The following is a 20,714-nucleotide window of genomic DNA, read 5'->3' as shown; positions in this document are numbered from 1 at the left end:
AGTTTGAACAACCTAAAACCTTATTAAAGTTAACCCACCTTTCAGTTCAAAGAACTAACTAGGAGGCATCTAACCAAAAACCAAAGGTAAGCACAAATTATAAACTGGACCATAAGCATTTAAATGGCGACTTAATCTGATCTCACCAAGCGCCTTTTTCTCTCTTTTATTTATGCCTACACTAAAGATCCTGTCTATGAAGCACAAATAAAATAGATCTTCTTTTAAAGTAAACTCATTATTGGTGGTTAAATGACAATATCCCAGTAATTAGTAGGCTTACTTATTCCGCAAATTCGTCTACAATAAATATATGCATAATAAAAAATTTATCTTATGAAAAACCAAAGCAAAACATTGACTAAGCATCCTAAGGATCCTTGTAAATTGGCTGTGGTGAACACACCAATCATTGTCGGCATTGGTGCTTCTGCTGGCGGCTTGGAAGCATTGGAAGATTTCTTTTCCCATGTATTAACGCCCTGTAACATCGCATTTGTTGTCATTCAGCACCTTGACCCTACTCGCATAAGCATCATGCCAGAGCTGTTGCAACGCACTACGCTTATGAAAGTAACGCAAGCCCGCAACGGCATGGAAGTAAAGCCGAACTGTGTATATGTGATACCACCTAACAAAGATTTATCCATCATTCACGGATCATTGCTTCTGCTTGACCCGGTGGAGAGTCGCGGATTGCGGTTACCCATTGATTTCTTCTTTCGATCTCTGGCAAATGATCAGAATGAACGGGCTGTGGGTGTTATTCTATCTGGAATGGGATCCGATGGCACACTAGGTTTACGTGCCATCAAAGAAAATGCAGGCCTGTCTGTGGTGCAGTCTCCTGAGTTCGCAAAATTTGATTCAATGCCTCATAGCGCTGTTAATATGGGACTAGCTGACATTGTCGCCCCTGCTGAAGCACTACCAGAACGGATTGCAGCCTTTCTCAAACATAGCCGACGAGATGTCCCAACAAGATTGAAACTCAAGTCAACTAGCGCACTAGAGCAGATCGTTATTATACTGCGTGAACGAAGCGGCAACGACTTCTCACTGTACAAGAAAAACACCATATATCGTCGTATTGAACGGCGTATGGATCTGCATCAGCTTAAAAACATATCACTCTATACGCACTATCTGCGTGATAATCCACAAGAGCAAGACCTACTTTTCAAAGAAATGTTAATTGGGGTAACAAATTTCTTTCGAGATCATAAAGTTTGGGCGCAGCTCAAGTCAGTCACACTTCCAGCACTATTGGCCAATTATCCTGAAGGTAAAGAACTTCGAGCATGGGTGACAGCCTGTTCCACTGGTGAGGAGGCCTACTCGCTCGCGATGACGGTAATGGATGTATTGGATGACGTTAAACATAAAGGGCGTTTCAAACTACAAGTCTTTGCTACCGATGTTGGTGAAGATGCCATCAATATTGCGCGAAAAGGTTATTACCCGGCAAGCATTGAGGCAGATTTGTCGTCACAGCAATTGAATCGATACTTCAATAAAGATGGAAGTGGTTATCGTATCAACAAGCAAATACGAGACATGGTTATTTTTGCTCCACAAAATATCATCATGGATCCACCGTTCACCAAGCTAGATATTGTTACCTGTCGTAATCTTCTGATTTATCTTGGGCCGGAATTACAAAAAAAGTTAATCCCACTGTTCCACTACACATTGACATCTCATGGTATTTTGATTTTGGGTAATGCTGAAACTATTGGTAATTCCACCTCATTGTTCACAGAAATCAAGGAAAACACACGGATCTACACCCGCATTGATAGCACTGCACCGCAGATGGAAGTCGACTTCCCGACACGAATATTTCCCATCATATCCTTGGTAGAAAATGAACCTGAGAGAACCAGTAAGATGACGACAAATATTACCAACCTACAAATGCAGGCAGATCAAATTCTCCTACAAAGCTACTCGCCAGCAGCGGTTTTAGTCAATGCGGCAGGCGATATTATCTACATCAATGGTCGCACGGGAAAATATTTAGAGCCTGCCGCGGGGAAAGCCAACTGGAACATTCACGTCATGGCGCGTGAAGAGCTACAACATCAAATTCACCTTGCTATGATGAAAGCACAGTTGCAAATAGAGCCTGTAAACATTAAAAACCTGACGGTAGACACACATACTATTAATTTGACGGTACAAGCTATTACTAAGCCAAAAGCTTTGCTTGGCCTGATGATGGTGGTGTTTACTGAGATGTTGACGCCGACCAAGTTGCCACGCAGAAAACGGGGTTCAGCAGAGAAAGAAAGTCAGGCCGAATTACAACAAGCACATGACGAAATACAATCGCTTCGCGAGCAAATGCAATCCTCTCAGGAAGAGCTAAAATCGGCCAATGAAGAGCTGCAATCCACTAATGAGGAATTGCAATCCACCAATGAAGAATTGACCACGTCTAAAGAAGAGATGCAGTCAATGAATGAAGAATTGCAAACCGTCAATACTGAACTACGATCCAAAGTCGATGATTTGTCATGGGTCAATAACGACATGGAGAACCTGCTTGATAGTACGCAAATTGCCACCATTTTTCTGGATAACGAACTGCATGTTCGACGCTTCACCAACTATGCTACTCATCTATTCAAGCTGATCCAAAGTGATGTGGGCCGAGCATTGTCCGACATCGTCACTGAATTAGATTATGTCAGACTACAAGAAGATTCAAAGGAAGTATTGAAGACGCTTGTCTTCATAGAAAAAGAAATAACGGCTAAAAATAAACGCTGGTTCAAAGTCCGCATCATGCCTTATCGTACACAAGAAAATGTGATTGATGGCGTGGTGATTACCTTTACAGATATTAGTGAAGCCAAGCTGCTTGAGTCAGAATTACGTAAGATAAGGCCTACCACATGAAGCCGCCTCAAAAGTCAGCCAAGCGGTCCGCCAAAGCGATACGCCAGTGTGCGGAAGCACAACTGAAAAAACAAACGGGGATCAAGCAAACTAACCCTAGCGACTATGCTGCCAAAAAGATGCTACACGAATTGCAGGTTCATCAGATTGAATTGGAAATGCAAAATGAGGAGTTAAAGCAAGCACGGATAACAGAGAGATTATATTATCGTTATACCGAGTTATTTGAATTTGCACCGATTGCTTACTTTGTTTTTGACCTAAATGGCATAATCAATCAGGTCAATTTACGAGGCGCGAGTCTATTGGGTATTGAGCGTGCTAACTTGGTAGGGAAACCGTTTTCACACTACGTAACACCACAATATAGAGAGACTTTTAAACGTTGTTTGGGAAAAGCCTTTGGTGGTAACGGTATACAATCCTGTGAAGTCTTAGGGCAAGTTGACAATAATACGCTTTGGCTAGATATCGAGGCCAATATCGGCATCACAGGTACGGACTGTCTTACCGCGATGATCGACATTACTGAGAGAAAACAAGCTGAAAACAGTCAACATCTAGCCAACAAAGAGAAAGATAAGCGAGCCAATGAGTTAGCTCTTGCCAACGCAGACAAAGAAAAACGCGCTAATGAGTTAGCTATTGCCAACATAGAACTTGCCTTTCAAAACAAAGAAAAGGATAAGCGAGCAGACGAGTTAGCTCTTGCCAACGCAGACAAAGAAAAACGCGCCAATGAGTTAACTATTGCCAACATAGAACTTGCCTTTCAAAACAAAGAAAAGGATAAGCGAGCAGACGAGTTAGCTCTTGCCAACGCAGACAAAGAAAAACGCGCCAATGAGTTAGCTATTGCCAACATAGAACTTGCCTTTCAAAACAAAGAAAAGGATAACCGAGCAGACGAGTTAATTCTTGCCAACGCAGACAAAGAAAAGCGCGCCAATGAGTTAGTGCTTGCCGCCAAGGTATTCACTCACGCCCGAGAAGGCATTATGATTACTGATGCTAAAGCTAGCATTATCGAAGTCAACGACACATTCACATCCATCACAGGTTATTGCCGCGAAGAGGCTATTGGACAAACCCCTCGCATTCTCCAATCTGGACGTCAATCACCTGAGTTTTACGCTAATATGTGGCAAACCTTACTCACAGAAGGTTACTGGTATGGCGAAGTTTGGAATCGCCGTAAAAATAACGAAGTGTATGCTGTATTACAAACAATTAGTGCAGTACGTGATGTACACGGTATTACGACCCATTATGTATCCTTAGCTACCGACATCACCCCGATGAAAGCGCATCAAGACGAATTAGAGCATATTGCCCATTACGACGTGCTGACCAATCTGCCAAATCGTGTTTTACTATCAGACCGATTATCTCAAGCCATGTTGCAATGCCGTCGTCACGCGCAGTCTCTCGCTGTCGTATTCCTAGATTTAGATGGTTTTAAAACAGTAAATGATACCTATGGGCATGATATGGGGGATGAACTACTTATTGCACTCTCAGTCCGTATGAAAGAGGCGCTACGTGAAAGTGATAGCTTAGGCCGTATTGGCGGTGATGAATTTGTGGCGGTATTAGCCAATTTAATTAAAGTCGAAGATTGTGAGCCTGTATTAGAGCGATTATTATTGGCAGCGTCAGATCCTGTCACCGTGGGTGGTGTAATATTTAATATATCAGCCAGTATTGGCGTCACCCTCTATCCGCGAGATGATGTGGATGCAGACCTACTTATGAGGCATGCCGATCAAGCTATGTATATGGCTAAAGAATCCGGTAAGAATTGTTATCATTTATTTGATACAGCTCAAGATGATGCGATTAAAGTGCAACGGGAAAGTCTAGAAGCTATTCGCTGCGCATTAGATAATCATCAATTCGTACTCTATTATCAGCCTAAAGTTAATATGATGAGAGGAACTGTGGTGGGGGTCGAGGCGCTTATTCGTTGGCAACATCCAGAGCGAGGAATATTAAATCCAATCGAGTTTTTGCCTGTCATTGAAAATCACACCATGATGATTGAAATAGGTGAATGGGTTATTGATACCGCATTGACACAAATCAGCCAATGGCAAGCAATGGGGGTTAATCTCATGGTAAGCACTAGCGTGAACATTGCGGCTGTACATTTACAGCAGCCTGACTTTACACAGAGGCTAACGACTCTGCTAGCAGCCCACCCCAATGTTGAGCCGCGCTATTTAGAGCTAGAGGTGTTAGAAACAAGTGCCTTAGAGGATGTGCATCATATCTCAACCATCATGAATGACTGCATGAACCTCGGCGTAAATTTTGCTTTAGATGATTTTGGCACAGGCTATTCGTCCCTGACTTACCTTAGACGATTACCTGCCAGCTTGATTAAGATAGACCAGAGTTTTGTGAGAGACATGTTGAGTAACGCTGATGATTTAGCCATTGTTGAAGGCGTGATAGCCTTAGCTAAATCATTCAAACGTGACGTGATTGCTGAAGGCGTTGAAACGATTGAACACGGCACCGCACTATTACAACTAGGCTGTGAATTAGCACAAGGTTATGGTATTGCCAAACCAATGCCTGCCAGTGATATTCCTGCGTGGATAAGTGACTGGAAGCCCGATGCTAGTTGGCTAAGCTGAATAAACAGTAGGACTACTTGAAACCCATCCAACGACTTAACAAGTGGGGTCAGTAACAAGTGGGGTAAGTGTAACCTTTTTTTTTAACTTTCTTCTCCGCCCTTAATTTGACATTCTAAAAGTATCTCGTTTTCCAAAATTGGCACAATAACGATATTTCTTCAGCTATTACTGAAAGTGTTAGTACATATCACATTGGCATGCGTTCCCTAATACAAACCGTCACTTTACGAGCGTTAACTCAAACACGTTTATGTTGGTGCTAGTTCTTGTCGCACGCCCCTAAATGAGTAAACCCCCTTTAGTTTTTTATCTTGTCTACTGTCTGTTTAATCGTCTTTTTTGGTCATCGGAAGTTGTGGTCAGTGCCCCAGGCAACAATATGTCAATCTACGCCGAGAGGCCAAGTATAGGTTATTTACTCGTGGTTTTACTTGATACAGTGCTGTTTCTGCACGGTATCAAGTCCGAAATGTCCTGATTGTTATCTCATAATTCGCACTGACCCACACTAATTTGCGGAGACTAATTTGCGGAGACTAATTTAGGATGGCAAAACTGTCGCCACGCAACATCTGGCTGCCAGTTTGCCGCCCACTGAGGAACATCTTTAGCCATCATCGGCCTCGCAATCCCATACCCCTGTGCCAATTCACAGCCTAATTGCAATAATGCAACACCATGGGCGATGGTTTCTACTCCCTCGGCAATAACGTCACGCTTAAATGTCTTGCCCAATACCACCACGCTCTCGACAATCGACAAGTCATCGGAGTCAATCAACATATCACACACAAAGGTCTGGTCTATCTTAATCAAACTCGCGGGCAAACGCCTGAGGTGACTCAATGAAGAGTAACCCGTACCAAAATCATCTAATGCAAAATTAACCCCCAGCTTAATACAGGCGTGCATGGTCTCAGAAACCTGCAACAAATCACCTATTGCACTCGTTTCAAGGACTTCTAATTCTAAAGCGCTAGGATCAATCTCGGGGAATGCGGCCAATAACTCAGCCAAACGAGTGGCAAAATCATCACTCTGTAATTGAATTGCGCTAATGTTGACACTGACGGCAATATTCAACCCCAGCGTTTGCCACGCCTTAATTTGACTCAGTGCGGTACCAATGACCCATTCGCCTAGCGCGATACTGAGAACATGATCCTCAATGACAGGCAAAAACTCGTTAGGGCCGATTAAACCACGCTCGGGGCATTGCCAACGAATTAATGCTTCAACGCCAATCATTTCCCCTGTTTTCATATTGACCTTAGGTTGGTAATAAAGTAAAAACTCATTCCCATCCAATGCCTTACGTATGCGCTCCAATTCTCCATGTTGATTAACCATTGCGGTATTATGTGCAGAATCAAACAAGCGATAGCGGTTCTTACCCTGTTGCTTTGCAACATACATGGCTTGATCGGCATGGCGTATGAGTTGATCTGCATCGACGTCATCTTGTGGATAAATTGAGACACCAATACTGGCAGATACTTCCAGTCTAACGCCCCCCACTACCACAGGATCCGATGCAGCCAGCAATAGCCGCTCTAAGATAGGCTCACAATCCGCCATTGTATGTATATTTTCAATCACAGCGACAAACTCATCCCCGCCTATACGAGCCAGCGTATCTTCATTACGTAGGGCTTCCTTCATGCGAGATGAGACCACAATTAATAATTCATCACCAACGATATGACCGTAGGTATCATTAATTTTTTTGAATCTATCCAAATCAACAAAGGCGACCACTAATAATGACTGTTGACGTTGGCTGTGCTTCATTGACTGGGTTAGACGGTCTGCCAATAATGTACGATTAGGTAAGTTTGTTAACATATCATAATGAGCAATACGTTCTAATTGTCCCTGATGCTCTTTAATCGCAGTAATATCGTTAAATAGGGCAACGTAGTTTTGCACCACGCCAATATCATCGAGTACCGAGCTTATGGTAAGTATCTGCGGATAAACCTCACCATTTTTACGCATGTTCCAGACCTCCCCCGTCCAATAACCTTTTTGTTGCAACGTGGCCCACATTTCTTTATAGAACTCTGGTAAATGAAGTCCCGATTTTAGCATTCGCGGATTTTGTCCTATCACATCACTGAGTTCGTAGCCGGTAATATCACTAAAAGCATCATTAACGTCTATGATGACACCTTTGGTATCAGTGATGATGATACCTTCTCTGGCGTAGGTAAATACGCTGGCGGCAAGTTTGCGCGCGTCTTCAGATTGCTTACTCTTGGTGATGTCTTGATGTAGGCCTGACATTCGCACCGCCTTGCCATCTTTCGTCCACTCAACTACCCGCCCACGATCGAGGATCCAGACCCAGCTGCCGTCCTTGTGCTGCATCCGAAACTCACATTCGTAAGTATCTGTCTCATTCGTGAAACAACGCTTTAGCAATTCATTGGTATTATGTATATCATCGGGATGAACTCGTTTCTCCCAAGTGTTGTTGTCAATGGGTTCAAGCTCTTTAAGACTGTAACCCAACATCTCGGCCCAGCGTTGATTGTACGAGGCTTTCCCTGTCTGTACATTCCATTCCCAGGTGCCAATATTGGCGCCCCAAATCACTTCAGCATAACGTTGGCTTTGCTCCCGAAATTTCTTCTCGGTCTCTTCCAAAGCTATTTGGGTACGCCTATTTTCGGTAACATCTTGGATTAATGATGTCACCCCGATGACCTCACCGTGCTCACTGACAAGCGGAGTATTGTGCCATTCACAGATGATGGTCCGGCCATCTTTGGTCTTGTTCTTATTAATACTGATGGAGTCTTTATTGCTTTTTAACAATGACTTAATAACATTTTCGATATCATTTCTACCTTCATCAGGCACCAAGAGGTCTAATAGACAATGCCCCCTGACTTCGTCGGCGGAGTAGCCGAATATGGCTTCGGCTGATTTGTTTATCTCAATACAATTTGAGTTTATATCCCGTGAAATGTACCCGAGCGGCGTATTCTGAATATGGTGCGACAGTGCCGCCTGATTCGCCTGTAATTTCATCGCGGTCTTGTTGCGGTCGGTGACATCGCGAATGAAGCCCATATAGCCCTGAATTTGGCCATCAACATCTTTAATCATAATTCGACTGGTTTCGCCAACAACGATCCCGCCGTCCTTGTGGCGGTAATTAGCTTCATAAGGTTTGAGTTTCTCACCAGCAGCGAGATTAAAATACATTAGACCTTGTCGCTCATATTCTTCATTGCTTGCGTAAATAATCGATACGTTTTTTCCCACAAGCTCATCAGAGCAATACCCTAACAAAAGTTCCATTCCCTGATTTATCGATATAATTCGGCGCTCTGGGTCTGCGAAAATAAAGCCGTCGGTAACACAATTAGAAATTGAGCTGAACAACCTTTCGTTATTAACGGATGCTGTTTTCGCTTTATCAAGAGCGCGCAATGTTTGTTCACGTTCAGCCAGTTTGCTTGGTAACCAACGCTTGAGGAGAAGCCAGATGACCAGCAAGCCAGCAGCAACATTGATTAATTGGGGAATAATGAGCCAAGAGGGTTGCGACAACAGCTCGTTGATAGCTTTTGGGATCAGCCCGTACAGTGAGGTAAAATACAACCCTAAATAGACACTTTCAATGATGGTCCTGACGGCATCAATGCCAAGGATAATGAGGAGAACGGCAACCGCTCCGCCAACAGACCCATCAAGGGTTGTTAATTGTCTACGTTTTAGCAGACAAATGCCGATAATAACCAACCATAAGGTGGTCAATATCCAATATGATATCGGTGTGATAATGTCAAAAATATCAATTTCCTCTTACTAATTGACTTGCAGGCAATCAGACTAAGAATGGTTAAGAAAGATAAATAAGCGCATCACAGAGACGCGCTTATTTATCAATAAATCATAGTTAAATCTTAAATTGATCGACCAATTCTTTTAGCTGTTCAGATAAAAGTGCAATCTCACCAGCAGAGGCTCTTGTCTGGTTTGCAGCTACCGCATTTTCTTCGGCAATATGCTTTACATTAATCACATTTTCATTAATGCTTTCTGCAACAGAGCTTTGCTGCTCGGATGCACTTGCAATCTGAATATTCATGTCATTAATCACACTGATAGCCTGAGTAATGGCCTGTAATGCACGCCCCGTTTCATTGGCTTGATCCACACTCTCTGCCGCTTGAGTTCTCCCTTGGGTCATTACCGCTACCGTGCTTTGGGTTCCTGCCTGAAGCTGCTCAATCATATTTTGGATTTCTTGGGTAGACCCTTGGGTTCTCTGAGCAAGTGAGCGAACTTCGTCGGCCACGACGGCAAAGCCGCGTCCATGCTCACCAGCACGGGCAGCTTCAATTGCAGCATTGAGTGCCAGTAAATTAGTCTGGTCGGCAATCCCTCGAATAACATCTAAGATTTTAACAATATTAAGGGTTGCGTCTTCGACTTCACCTAGCTTCTCAGAAGACTCATTAACCCTGTCAGCAAGGGTATTGATTGCTAAAATCGTTTTTTCAACCACCTGGCTACCACTACTCGCGTCATTGTCTGCTTGATTAGCCGCACCAGCCGCATTACTAGCATTACTAGCATTACTAGCAACATCATTAACCGTCGCAGCCATTTCGTTCATTGCGGTTGCAACCAAATCTGTTTCAGTCTGCTGGTTTACCACCCCTTGGCTTGACTGCTCTGTCACCACCGCCAACTCTTGTGAGGCGGATGCAAGCTCAATACTGGCGCCTGATATGGTCGCAATAATATTTCTCAGGTTAGTGGCTGTCCCTTGAATGGATGCGAGTAACTGCCCAGTTTCATCGCGGCTTGAACTTGTTACTTCGATGGTTAAGTCGCCCTTTGCCAGTAGATTAGCGGCCTTAACTGCCTGACTTATTGGACGAGTAATGGCGATAGTCAACAAATACGCCGCAATGGAGCCCATAAGAATGGCAACAAAAGACAGAATCAGAGTGAGGTTAATACTGTCATTAGTATTTGTTTTTATCTCAGAGCCCAATATATCTTGCTCTGCCATAACAGACAGTTTTACGTCGTCTACACTTTTCGCCACCTGCGGGCCAATTTTTTTCAGTGTATTATTAATGAGTTCGTTTTTGTCTTTTATAAGCTGATGAATATCATTAAGGCCTCGTAAATATTTCTGATGCGCCGTTAAAAATTGAGATAATAGTGATTTATGAGTAGGATTTGATAAGTATTGTTTTAGCTCGGTTGCTTCTTCTACCAGTTTAGTGTCCATCGAGTTGATAGCTACACCATAATCTTGCTGAGTATTAGACTTCAGAAACTTGACAACGTACAAGCGTCCAAATAACAATTTCTCTTGAACATGGGAGGCGTTATAAACGGTTTTGGCATCATTATCATCATAGGCCGACTTAATTATTGCAGCGATAGCCTCTCCCATCACCTCTCCCTGAGGCACGAGTTGGTCATTAAGTATGCTGTTTTGTTGTTCCGTTAATGATACGACGCTAGAAAAAGCATTTTTATACTTGGTTATCGATGTCTCAAGGCTCTTTATAATTTGCGCACGTTCTGGTTGTTGGATTTCCTTTCTACTCTTAACCAAGAAGGTATCCATTTTATCAAGGTAGGCTTTATATTGGGTTAAATTATTGTCATTTTGAGTGTCGAGATAGCCCAACACATTCATCCGAACCATTAACATATTCGCCTGCAAGCGCCCTGAAAAATTGGTTTCTCTCGCGAGACCTTCGTATCGAGTGATCCCTTCATCCGCTTTTTCAAGTGCGATAATACCCACACCGAGTACTACCGAAAGAAGGGCTAAAACCACAAAAAAACTTAAGCCTATTTTTAATCCTAATCGTAAATCCTTTAACATATATTCGCCTAGCAACAAGAAATTGTAAGTTAACGCCCCACTTTACCGAGTAACGTTCTGTTTATAAATCAATGAGTTACTATAACATCTTAGGTATTTTGATTTATCGGGTTTGATCACGTTGCATGATAGTGATGTTAAAATTGTGATCAATATTTAACCTTTCACTTGTTAACGTTATTTTGCAAAAGTTCATTTTTGATAACAGAAACGACAATCGCAATCGTAGCGGCAGCAGGCAGCACATGTGAGTTGATACAACTTCATTTACCGTTCAAAGAGCTGTTTGATAACGGTTTATCATCTTGCGTTAAGGTTAAATAATCTGAAATCTCCATAAGAATTGAACTAAAAACCCAATCGCGACCGGACCGATTATCAACACCCACTATTAACAACTAGCAACAACTATCATCAACCCCATAGATTGTCCTCTAACGCTTTAGTGCTAAGCCTTTTATGTTCAAAAATGAGTTTGAACACCTCATTCTTTTACTGATCACATCGATAAATCCGTTACGAGCCTCTATTCTGCGTTTTTCAGACTTATAGCATTTAGCGATGGCAGCCGGACACTGCTGATTATGTTCATTCTCAATCACAATTTCATAGGTTTATCATCGTGATTAGCAGTTCAATCTAGTCAGCGTAATCAATACACGGTATTGTTACCCCCAATTGAACACAGATAATGGATGATGATTGTTTACCTATAATATCAATGGCAAAGCGAGCCGCTATTTTACCTACGCAGCGTTAATAAACTGCGGTTCAACGGCTATCGAACATCAAATTGAAAATCTGCCATTGCAACCAGACACTTGGCGCGCCCTCAGTTTACTAGCCACCCAAATACTTGACCCAATCGTCGATCAATTCGGGCCAATAGCGCTCACTTATGGTTTTTGTTCGCCAGAGCTGGTGAGAAAAATTGCTAAAAATCGCAATCCTCATATTGCGCCAAAGCTTGATCAACATTGCTCCCATGAACTCAATCAAAATAAAAAAATTATCTGCGACCGTTTAGGCGCAGCATGCGACTTCACCCTGCTCGACAGCCATAACGAGAACAATGACGGCAAACAAGTCGATATGCAGCAAGTCGCACTGTGGATTTGTGAAAATATTAAGTTTGATCGCCTATATTACTATGGCAAAGACCGATCTTTGCACATCAGCATTGGGCCGAAAATGAATCAGTTTATTCAAACCATGAAAACCAACGCCGACACCGGACATCGAGTACCGTCTAAAAAAGGACGTGGAGAAGTGGCTATAAAGGTGATTCAGCAAGTCGATTATTAAGTGCTTATTTGGGGTGCTAACAAAGCTTCCAAATTCAAAAAGTAAACTCTTGAGACAATCATAAACACAAGATTGCAGATAAACTTAAACAATATTAATCATAGGCTTATTCATGTCCACCATCGAATTTTACGACCAACATTCACAAGACTTTTTTGAATCAACCGTCAATGCAGATATGAGTGAATTGTACCAACCTTTTATACATCATCTCTCCTCTGGCAGCTGCATATTAGATGCGGGATGTGGTTCTGGCCGTGACAGTAAAGCATTTATTGGTTTGGGCTATAATGTGACCGCTATTGACGCCAGTGCCCAATTAGCCAAAGCCGCCTCAAAATACATTGGCCAGTCTGTCAGTGTTTGTCAGTTTGAGCAGCTTGAGCAGCAACCACGCTTTGCTGGCATTTGGGCTTGCGCTTCATTACTGCATGTTGCCGCCACAGACCTACCCAACACCTTTGCTATTTTGGCCAATACACTGGTAGATGGTGGCGTGTTTTATTGCTCGTTTAAATATGGCGATCAAGAGCGAAGTCATAATGGCCGTTTTTTTACCGATGCTGATGAGTCACGATTGCAGCAATGGTTACAACAAACAAATTTAGTCATTAACCAGACTTGGGTGACCGCAGATGTGCGCCCTGATCGTGAAAATGAAAAATGGCTCAATGCCATCTTAATCAAAGCAATAATGTAGAGATACAACAATGAAGTTAGCAGAAGGACCTGTATTAACCAGCGGTGGCTTGGATGACCCTTTTTTACCCAAGTTACAACAAGCAATCAACCGCGCAACCAGTATTGAAATGTCGGTTTCGTTCATTCAGCAATCGGGTCTAGATTTAATTTTTGATGCCTTATCCGATGCGCTAGAGCGCAATGCCAGCATTTCAATTGTCACTTCTGACTATCTTTTGATTACCGATCCGGTTGCCCTACGCCATTTAATGATTTTGCAATCTCGCGGCGCTAAAACCAAAATATTTGCCTGCAAAAATCATCAAAGCTTTCACATGAAAACCTATATTTTTGTCCAGCAACAAACAGGACAGACAGATGTAGGGTGTGCCTTCATTGGATCAAATAACATCAGTAAAGCGGCATTTACCCACGCATTTGAATGGTGCTTGCGCCACGATTTATTACCGGATCAAGATCCTAAAGAATTTAGCTATATCCGTGAGCAGTTTTTACAAATTTTTAATCATTCGCAGGCAATCGATCTTAGTAATGCATTCATCAACGACTATGCCCAAAAGCGTAAATTATTTAAACCACCCTTATCGATTGTTCATGAAACAGAGCCAGAAGAACCAGTACCTAATTCGGCCCAAGAACAAGCTTTAATCGCATTAGCGGATACCCGTTTAGCTAAGCAATCCAAGGGACTGGTTGTATTAGCCACGGGCATGGGTAAAACATGGTTAGCTGCATTTGATGTTCAGCAATTTAACGCAAAAAAGGTGTTGTTTGTCGCCCACCGCGAAGAAATATTACTCCAAGCAGAGCGCACTTTTAAAACCTTGTTGCCTAATATGGTGAGCGGTCATTTTAATGCGACAACCAAAGTCATTGATGCGGACATTGTATTTGCATCGATTCAAACATTAGGCAAACCGGAATATCTTAATAAACTAGATCAAGCTCACTTCGACTACGTCATTGTTGATGAGTTTCATCATGCTGGCGCCGTCAGTTATCGGTTATTACTCAACCACTTTACGCCGCAGTTTTTACTCGGTTTAACCGCCACGCCAGAGCGTACCGATCAAGCTGATATTCTATCGTTATGTGATAATAATTTGGTGTTTGAAAAAAACATAATCGACGGAATTGAATCGGGTATTTTGGTACCGTTTCATTACCAAGGTATTAAAGACGAAACGGTCGATTACCGAGAGTTGCCATGGCGCAATGGTAAGTTTGATCCGCAACAATTAATGAATCAGTTTGCTACACAAAAGCGCGCTAAACACGTGTTTGGTCATTGGCAAACACACAAGCAGCAACGCACCTTGGCATTTTGCGTCTCTAAAGCTCATGCCGACTTTATGGCGAAGTGGTTTTCTACCCGTGGTATTAAAGCCGTGTCGGTGCATAGCGGCTCAGAAGTTAGACGCGGCGAAGCGCTTGGCCAATTAAACTCGGGAGAAATAGAGGTGATATTTTCAGTCGATTTATTTAATGAAGGTACTGATTTACCCTCAATCGATACTATATTAATTTTACGCCCTACCGAGTCTAAAATACTGTTTTTACAACAATTAGGTCGTGGATTACGCACATCACCCGAAACCAATAAAACCTTTGTGTCTGTTATCGATTTTATTGGTAATCACATCAGCTTTTTAAATCGTCCAATGGCGTTATTACAAACAGCAAATGCCAATGAAGCGATTAAGCGTCTTAACAATCCTGAAATCGATTCTAAGTGCTTAATCAATATCGATCCCGAATTGGTCGACTTTTGGCAACAGTTAAAACTTGATTACACCAAAGCAGATCAACAATACCAATTACTCAAAGATGATTTAGGTCACCGCCCTACTGCCACCGAGTTTTATCACAGTGGTTATGTTTGGAGTAAAATGACCAAGCAAAATGATAGTTGGTTTGAATTGGTATTGAGCCAAGAACGTGAAGACAAAACATTACTTTCGTTAACGCCATATTTGATATTTCTGAGTAGAGGGGTTGAAAAAGCCACAATGAGCAAGTGCTTTAAAGCCATTTTACTTGAGGCTTTCATCGAACTAGACGGCTTAAGCACACCGCCTAGTATTGACTCGCTGTGTGTCAAAAGTTGGCAAGTATTTAAACGTTATCCTAAATTGTGGACCCAAGATGTTAAAGCTGATTTACAGCAAATTAATGCTCAGTCTCCTCAGTGGCGTAAGTATTGGTTAGACAATCCAATTACGTTTTTATGTAAACAGGATAAGTCTGATATTCAATCTTGGTTTGTGGTTCAAAATGATTGTTTACACGCTAATGTGGATATTGCTGTTGAGGATATTGAAACCGTCACTCGTAGTATGAGTGAGTTGAGCCAATTACTACTCGCACGTTATAGCCAGCGCTTAACCAAAACCAAAACCAAAATGAATACCGTAGAATCGACTAATAACAATCAGGATTCTGTAGTTGCTATTACCAAAGATGTTACAAAAGACGCGCAACCATCACTCAACTTTTATCCGGATTTAAAAATCGCTTGTGGTCACTTTAAAACCGCAACAGATGACTACTTTGAGACCCGACAATTAAACGATAGCTTTAGTAGATTAGATCCATCCATCTACTTTATCGCGCCAGCCAGTGGCAACTCTATGAATGGCGGTAAGAATCAAATTAGTGATGGTGATTTACTGTTATTAGAACGGGTTACACCTATCAATGCAGGTTCGATTACCGGACAAATTATGGCAATCGAAATCCAAGATACTGCAGGAGACAATCAATATTTACTGCGAAAAGTGACAAAGTTGGCTGATGGCCAATATCAACTAAACGCCAATAACCTTGATTATCCACCAATGACGGCCAATGAAACCATGAACACTTTTGCGCGCTTAAAGCAGGTACTGGATGAGTCTGACTTTGGTTAAATGATGGACACCTATAATGAAGCAACTCGAGCATGGCTTCATTATTCACCCTCATTATTGCTCGTGCAATTGCGCTAAAACAGCCCTTCATTACTATCTGCTAATACAAATTGATACACAAATTATTACGTGTAACGTTAACAAGTTGTTAATATGCTTTGTAAAATCGAGTATTTATCGCTCGTATGCTTTTTAAGCTATGTGCAAACAGACGTTTAAGCAGAGAAAGGGCTGGCTATTCCTAGTACGATGCAAAATAAACAATGTCGGCTCCTAACAATAACAACAAAGGATTTTAAAAATAGCCATGCCTCTAAAAATTAACAAGATTAATGCAATTCCACTCGCCCTTAGCCTAGTTTTAGGTACCACTTTTATGACTCCAGCGATTGCCCAAGACACGCTGATCTTAGCCGATGCTTATATCGACGTTGCTAAAGGTAAAAGTGTTAATGATGCTGCGATTATCGTATCAGACAATCAAATAATTAAGGTTACCACCGCTGCAAACATCACCAATAAAGCCGATTACAACTTGGTCGATCTCAAGGGTAAAACGCTGGTGCCTGGGGTAATGGATATGCACGTGCATTTATCTGGCGATGCTGAAGATAACTTTTTAGAGTCGATGAATTATTCAGTGCCAAGACAAACCGTTAAAGCGGTTAAAAATGCCCAGAAAACCTTACTTGCAGGCTTTACCACAGTGCGAGACTTAGGCGCATCGGGTTATTCCGTCATTGCTACTCGCGATGGAATAGATGCTGGCGAAATTCCTGGGCCACGCATTTGGGCTGTAGGACATGCAATTGGCATTACCGGCGGACATTGCGATGATAACTTCCCCGCACCAGAAGCCCACGCTAAAGCTCAAGGTGTTGCCGACGGCCCTTGGGAAGTACGCACTAAAGTACGTGAAAACATTAAATATGGTGCCAATGCGATTAAAGTCTGTGCTACTGGCGGGGTATTTTCTAAAGGCACCCAAGTTGGCGCCCAGCAAATGACCTATGAAGAGCTCAAATCTGCAGTGGATGAAGCCCATCTGCGCGGCCTTGTTATCGCCGCACATGCCCATGGTACTAGCGGCATTAAAGATGCGATACGCGCGGGTATCGACAGCATTGAACATTGTAGTTTTATGGATGATGAAGCCATTAACATGGCATTGAAAGCGGGCACTTATTTGTCTTGCGATATTTACAACACTGAATACACCCTCGCCTTTGGCGCGGCCAATGGCGTACCAGAAGCCAATATCAATAAAGAAAAACAAGTGTCACAAGCCCAGCGTGACAGCTTTAGAAAAGCCGTTAAGGCCGGCGCCAAGATGGTGTTTGGTTCAGATGCGGCTATTTATCCCCATGGAGACAATGGTAAACAGTTTTCACGCATGGTGACCTTTGGTATGACGCCTATTCAAGCCCTGCAGGCCGCGACGGTAAATAGTGCCGCACTGCTAAAACAAGATAATGTAGGCCAGATCAAAGCGGGTTTCTTGGCCGACATTATCGCCGTAGACGGCAATCCGCTGGATAACATCAGCTTAATGGAAAACGTCACCTTTGTGATGAAAGACGGCGTGGTTTATAAAAAACAGTAAACCATTAGCTAACAGGCCATTCTTTATAAACAATTATTTTGAGCAATTAATTTTGAATAATTAGTTTTGAGTAATGGGTTTTGAGTAATGGGTTATAAGCAAGCCATTAACGTTATTCTTCAAGGTAGATATAAGCTATTTATTATGGGTCGTTAGCAATAAGCTTCAATACCTTTACCAATCTAAAACGCCAAGGCCTAGCTATTAAGCTGGGCCTTTTTTATTATCTAAACTTGATGTGTAGTTGCACGATCTCATGACAGTGATCATTTAGTTCAGTGCTTATCTAGCTCAAGGCTATTGGATTCAAGACTATACATTCAACTCTGGGCTATTTATCTCGTTCAAGGTCTTTTCTCTCATTCGAGACTGTGCATTCAACTCTGGGCTGATTTACCCGTTCTGCTTATCAAACGCTATTCCCAAAGGTTCAAAATATGCCAATAGGGCTTGGTAAATCTCAGCACAATGTTGTGCGTCTGGATAAGCGCCGTGTTTGGCTAAGGGGGAGTTGATAGTGCTGTTGACTAAGTAAGGGTTAGCTATATCGGCATTGGCTTGTGAATACATTTCAATACTAGCTTCAAAGGCGCGAGCCATCATTTCGGTAGGTTTAGCAAAATATTGGCTGCGTTGCAGTTTATCTAATGCGATTGAGCGCCGCACGTACTCATGTGGTAAGGAAGCATGTGATGAGGATACATCTGGTAAAGAAGCATCGAGTAAAGAACCGTGTGGCTCTTGGCTGCTGGCATTCAAAAAGGTGATTTCGAATAATTTGGATAATTGCTGGTTAAGTGGATGAGCAATTAACGATTTGTCGGCAAGCCAATGATCGGTGGCACAAGCATATCGATTAGCAGCGCTCATGTAGGCATCTGGGCTCAACAGACTGTCATCAATAAACATTTTGTCGGCAATGTAATGATCGAACGCATGCCAAAATTCGTGGGCTAACGCCCCTGCTCCGGCATTTTTAGCTAAGGCTAGCTCACGATATGCTGGTGAATAATGTGCCTGAACCCCCTTTTGGCCACCATGACCAAAGGCAAAGCGTAAACTGCCACGTAAGCCAATGAGCTCAGGTGGCACGCCTAGAATATTGGCTAAGTCGGCTAACGAATCAAAAATTAGATTTGCCGCAAGCGCAGACTCTTCTCGATTAACCCATTTACCGACACGGATATGCTGCAAACCAAAGGTATGCTTGATGTCGAGAAAACTGACCGAATCGCCATTACGATAGTCAGGCCCTATACGTTCAAAATGACGTTGATGATTAAGCAAAGAATGATGTGAAGCCAAACATACCTCGAAGTAAAACAAAAAAAGCATGCTGAGTTTACAACATGTGCATACCATGTCTATAGCGTAAACATGCCGAAAAGCGGTCTAAAGAGCAGTCCAAATGACGGCACTATACTCACCTTAACCAAAAGGCTTAGCCTCACATAATAATCGAATAAATATTCTTGTTTATGCAAAAATAAAAGTCTTACCCGGCACAGATTTTTAACTTCCATTCATTTAAATGCATATTTACGCATTGTTGCGTGAAACTGTTTAAATAAAAACCAATATATAATCAGTAGGTTAATTTATTGGTGCATATTACGTCCACCAGCACTAGATGGATCGTATACATTACGTCTCTTCATTACGTCTCTACATTACGACTCTACATTACGACTCTTTATTGCGACTCTTTATTGCGATAGCCTAAAGAGTAAACAATAGTATTGGGGGGGCACTTAAGTATCACTAATTGAATTCCTATTTAAGCCTGTTCGCAGTACGATGGTTTAAATTTAATTTTTTATGGCGGATTTATGATTTATACCACGGCAGAAACTATTCCTGGCCGGGACGTTATGGATGGTTCGTCCAAAATAATGACTTTGGGTACTGCTGTTAAATTAGGGACGCGCTGATAAAGTGGCCTGAAACTTAACTCATAACTTAACTCATAACTTAGCTCATAACTTAACTCATATTAATCGTGCTCGCGTAGAATAAATGCTGAGCTAAGAATTTATCACTATTTTTATAACGCTGCTTGTGCCCGCGTTTTATGCCGAAGTGCCACTATTCATCAAACATACCTAATAGGTGACTTTATGATTAGAAATATTTGCTTAGCCGTTGCCGTCTTATTCGCTTCGACTCATGCTTACGCGTTAGAGAGCCTTATCACTGTTGAAAGCCATTACTCGGCCAAAGAAACGGCAGATAGGTTTGAGACAATCATAAAAGATAAAGGGTTTACGGTTTTTTCCCGAATTGATCATCAAAAAAATGCCGCCGCAGTGAACTTAGCACTGAGGCCAACTGAAGTGATAATTTTCGGAAATCCTAACATCGGTACCCAATTGATGCAGTGTAACCAACTTGTCGCAATTGACTTGCCACAAAAGGTATTGATTAGCGAGGATGTTGATAACAAGGTTTGGCTGTCGTATAACAACCCGAAGTACATTAAACTGCGTCATAATATTGCCGGCTGCGATAAGGTTATCAACAAAATATCGGCTGCTCTCAATACATTAAGCATTGCTGCAACGTCCAAGTAGTTACTTCGCAGCTGGTCATTTGAGCTAAGTCGTTTGAACAAGTCGTTTGAACAAGTCGTTTGAGCAAGGTAGTTCACGCAAGTATGTTGAACGCCCATTTACAGCCACCAGCTTATGAATTCAGAGCAAGTATACGAGGAACAAGCAGAGCATGACAATGATCACTAAGCCATTGTGGTTGATCGTAATACTGCCGCATTGTTGGTA

The 20,714-nt window shown here is 42.3% G+C and carries 10 protein-coding genes; 7 read left to right on the top strand and 3 right to left on the bottom strand.

Annotation, left to right across the window (positions count from 1 at the left end):
- Positions 1 to 336: 336 nt before the first annotated feature.
- Positions 337 to 2,904 (top strand): chemotaxis protein CheB, encoded by a 2,568-nt coding sequence (locus tag EGC80_RS15605; RefSeq protein WP_233768514.1) that lies wholly within the window; start codon positions 337 to 339, stop codon positions 2,902 to 2,904.
- Positions 2,901 to 5,546 (top strand): sensor domain-containing protein, encoded by a 2,646-nt coding sequence (locus tag EGC80_RS15600; RefSeq protein WP_124013121.1) that lies wholly within the window; start codon positions 2,901 to 2,903, stop codon positions 5,544 to 5,546. The genes EGC80_RS15605 and EGC80_RS15600 overlap by 4 nt, the downstream gene beginning before the upstream one ends.
- A gap of 525 nt (positions 5,547 to 6,071) precedes the next feature.
- On the opposite strand, the gene EGC80_RS22740 is transcribed toward EGC80_RS15600, so the two are convergent.
- Complete coding sequence (locus tag EGC80_RS22740; protein WP_124013120.1) at positions 6,072 to 9,317, bottom strand: bifunctional diguanylate cyclase/phosphodiesterase; 3,246 nt, start codon at positions 9,315 to 9,317, stop codon at positions 6,072 to 6,074.
- A gap of 142 nt (positions 9,318 to 9,459) precedes the next feature.
- On the bottom strand, positions 9,460 to 11,418 hold the full coding sequence (locus EGC80_RS15590) for a methyl-accepting chemotaxis protein (RefSeq protein ID WP_124693492.1): 1,959 nt from the start codon (positions 11,416 to 11,418) through the stop codon (positions 9,460 to 9,462).
- 702 nt (positions 11,419 to 12,120) lie between these two features.
- Here EGC80_RS15590 and EGC80_RS15585 point away from each other — a divergent pair.
- The 4 genes from EGC80_RS15585 (at position 12,121) to EGC80_RS15570 (ending at position 17,937) form a co-directional block, all read left to right on the top strand.
- On the top strand, positions 12,121 to 12,723 hold the full coding sequence (locus tag EGC80_RS15585) for a hypothetical protein (protein ID WP_124013118.1): 603 nt from the start codon (positions 12,121 to 12,123) through the stop codon (positions 12,721 to 12,723).
- 112 nt (positions 12,724 to 12,835) lie between these two features.
- Positions 12,836 to 13,423, top strand: coding sequence for a class I SAM-dependent DNA methyltransferase (locus EGC80_RS15580; protein ID WP_124013117.1), 588 nt, complete (start codon positions 12,836 to 12,838; stop codon positions 13,421 to 13,423).
- A gap of 10 nt (positions 13,424 to 13,433) precedes the next feature.
- Positions 13,434 to 16,334 (top strand): DEAD/DEAH box helicase family protein, encoded by a 2,901-nt coding sequence (locus tag EGC80_RS15575; RefSeq protein ID WP_124013116.1) that lies wholly within the window; start codon positions 13,434 to 13,436, stop codon positions 16,332 to 16,334.
- A gap of 376 nt (positions 16,335 to 16,710) precedes the next feature.
- Positions 16,711 to 17,937, top strand: coding sequence for a Xaa-Pro dipeptidase (locus tag EGC80_RS15570; RefSeq protein ID WP_233768513.1), 1,227 nt, complete (start codon positions 16,711 to 16,713; stop codon positions 17,935 to 17,937).
- 393 nt (positions 17,938 to 18,330) lie between these two features.
- Here EGC80_RS15570 and EGC80_RS15565 read toward each other — a convergent pair whose 3' ends face one another.
- The gene (locus tag EGC80_RS15565) at positions 18,331 to 19,242 is read right to left on the bottom strand and encodes an LPD1 domain-containing protein (RefSeq protein ID WP_124013114.1); all 912 of its coding nucleotides are present in this window, start codon (positions 19,240 to 19,242) and stop codon (positions 18,331 to 18,333) included.
- A gap of 812 nt (positions 19,243 to 20,054) precedes the next feature.
- On the opposite strand from EGC80_RS15565, the gene EGC80_RS15560 reads away from it, so the two are divergent.
- A complete protein-coding gene (locus tag EGC80_RS15560; RefSeq protein ID WP_124013113.1) occupies positions 20,055 to 20,507 on the top strand; it encodes a DUF302 domain-containing protein in 453 nt (150 codons plus the stop codon).
- Positions 20,508 to 20,714: the final 207 nt, after the last annotated feature.

Source organism: Shewanella psychromarinicola (assembly GCF_003855155.1).
Classification (GTDB): Bacteria; Pseudomonadota; Gammaproteobacteria; order Enterobacterales; family Shewanellaceae; genus Shewanella; species Shewanella psychromarinicola.
The sequence above is the reverse complement of the archived record's forward strand: the minus strand, read 5'-3'. Positions and strand labels throughout refer to the sequence as shown.

Coding starts and splice junctions, on each gene's coding strand:
- EGC80_RS15605 (WP_233768514.1), top strand. CDS start 337: ATGAAAAACCAAAGCAAAACATTGACTAAGCATCCTAAGGATCCTTGT.
- EGC80_RS15600 (WP_124013121.1), top strand. CDS start 2,901: ATGAAGCCGCCTCAAAAGTCAGCCAAGCGGTCCGCCAAAGCGATACGC.
- EGC80_RS15590 (WP_124693492.1), bottom strand. CDS start 11,418: ATGTTAAAGGATTTACGATTAGGATTAAAAATAGGCTTAAGTTTTTTT.
- EGC80_RS15580 (WP_124013117.1), top strand. CDS start 12,836: ATGTCCACCATCGAATTTTACGACCAACATTCACAAGACTTTTTTGAA.
- EGC80_RS15575 (WP_124013116.1), top strand. CDS start 13,434: ATGAAGTTAGCAGAAGGACCTGTATTAACCAGCGGTGGCTTGGATGAC.
- EGC80_RS15570 (WP_233768513.1), top strand. CDS start 16,711: ATGACTCCAGCGATTGCCCAAGACACGCTGATCTTAGCCGATGCTTAT.
- EGC80_RS15560 (WP_124013113.1), top strand. CDS start 20,055: ATGATTAGAAATATTTGCTTAGCCGTTGCCGTCTTATTCGCTTCGACT.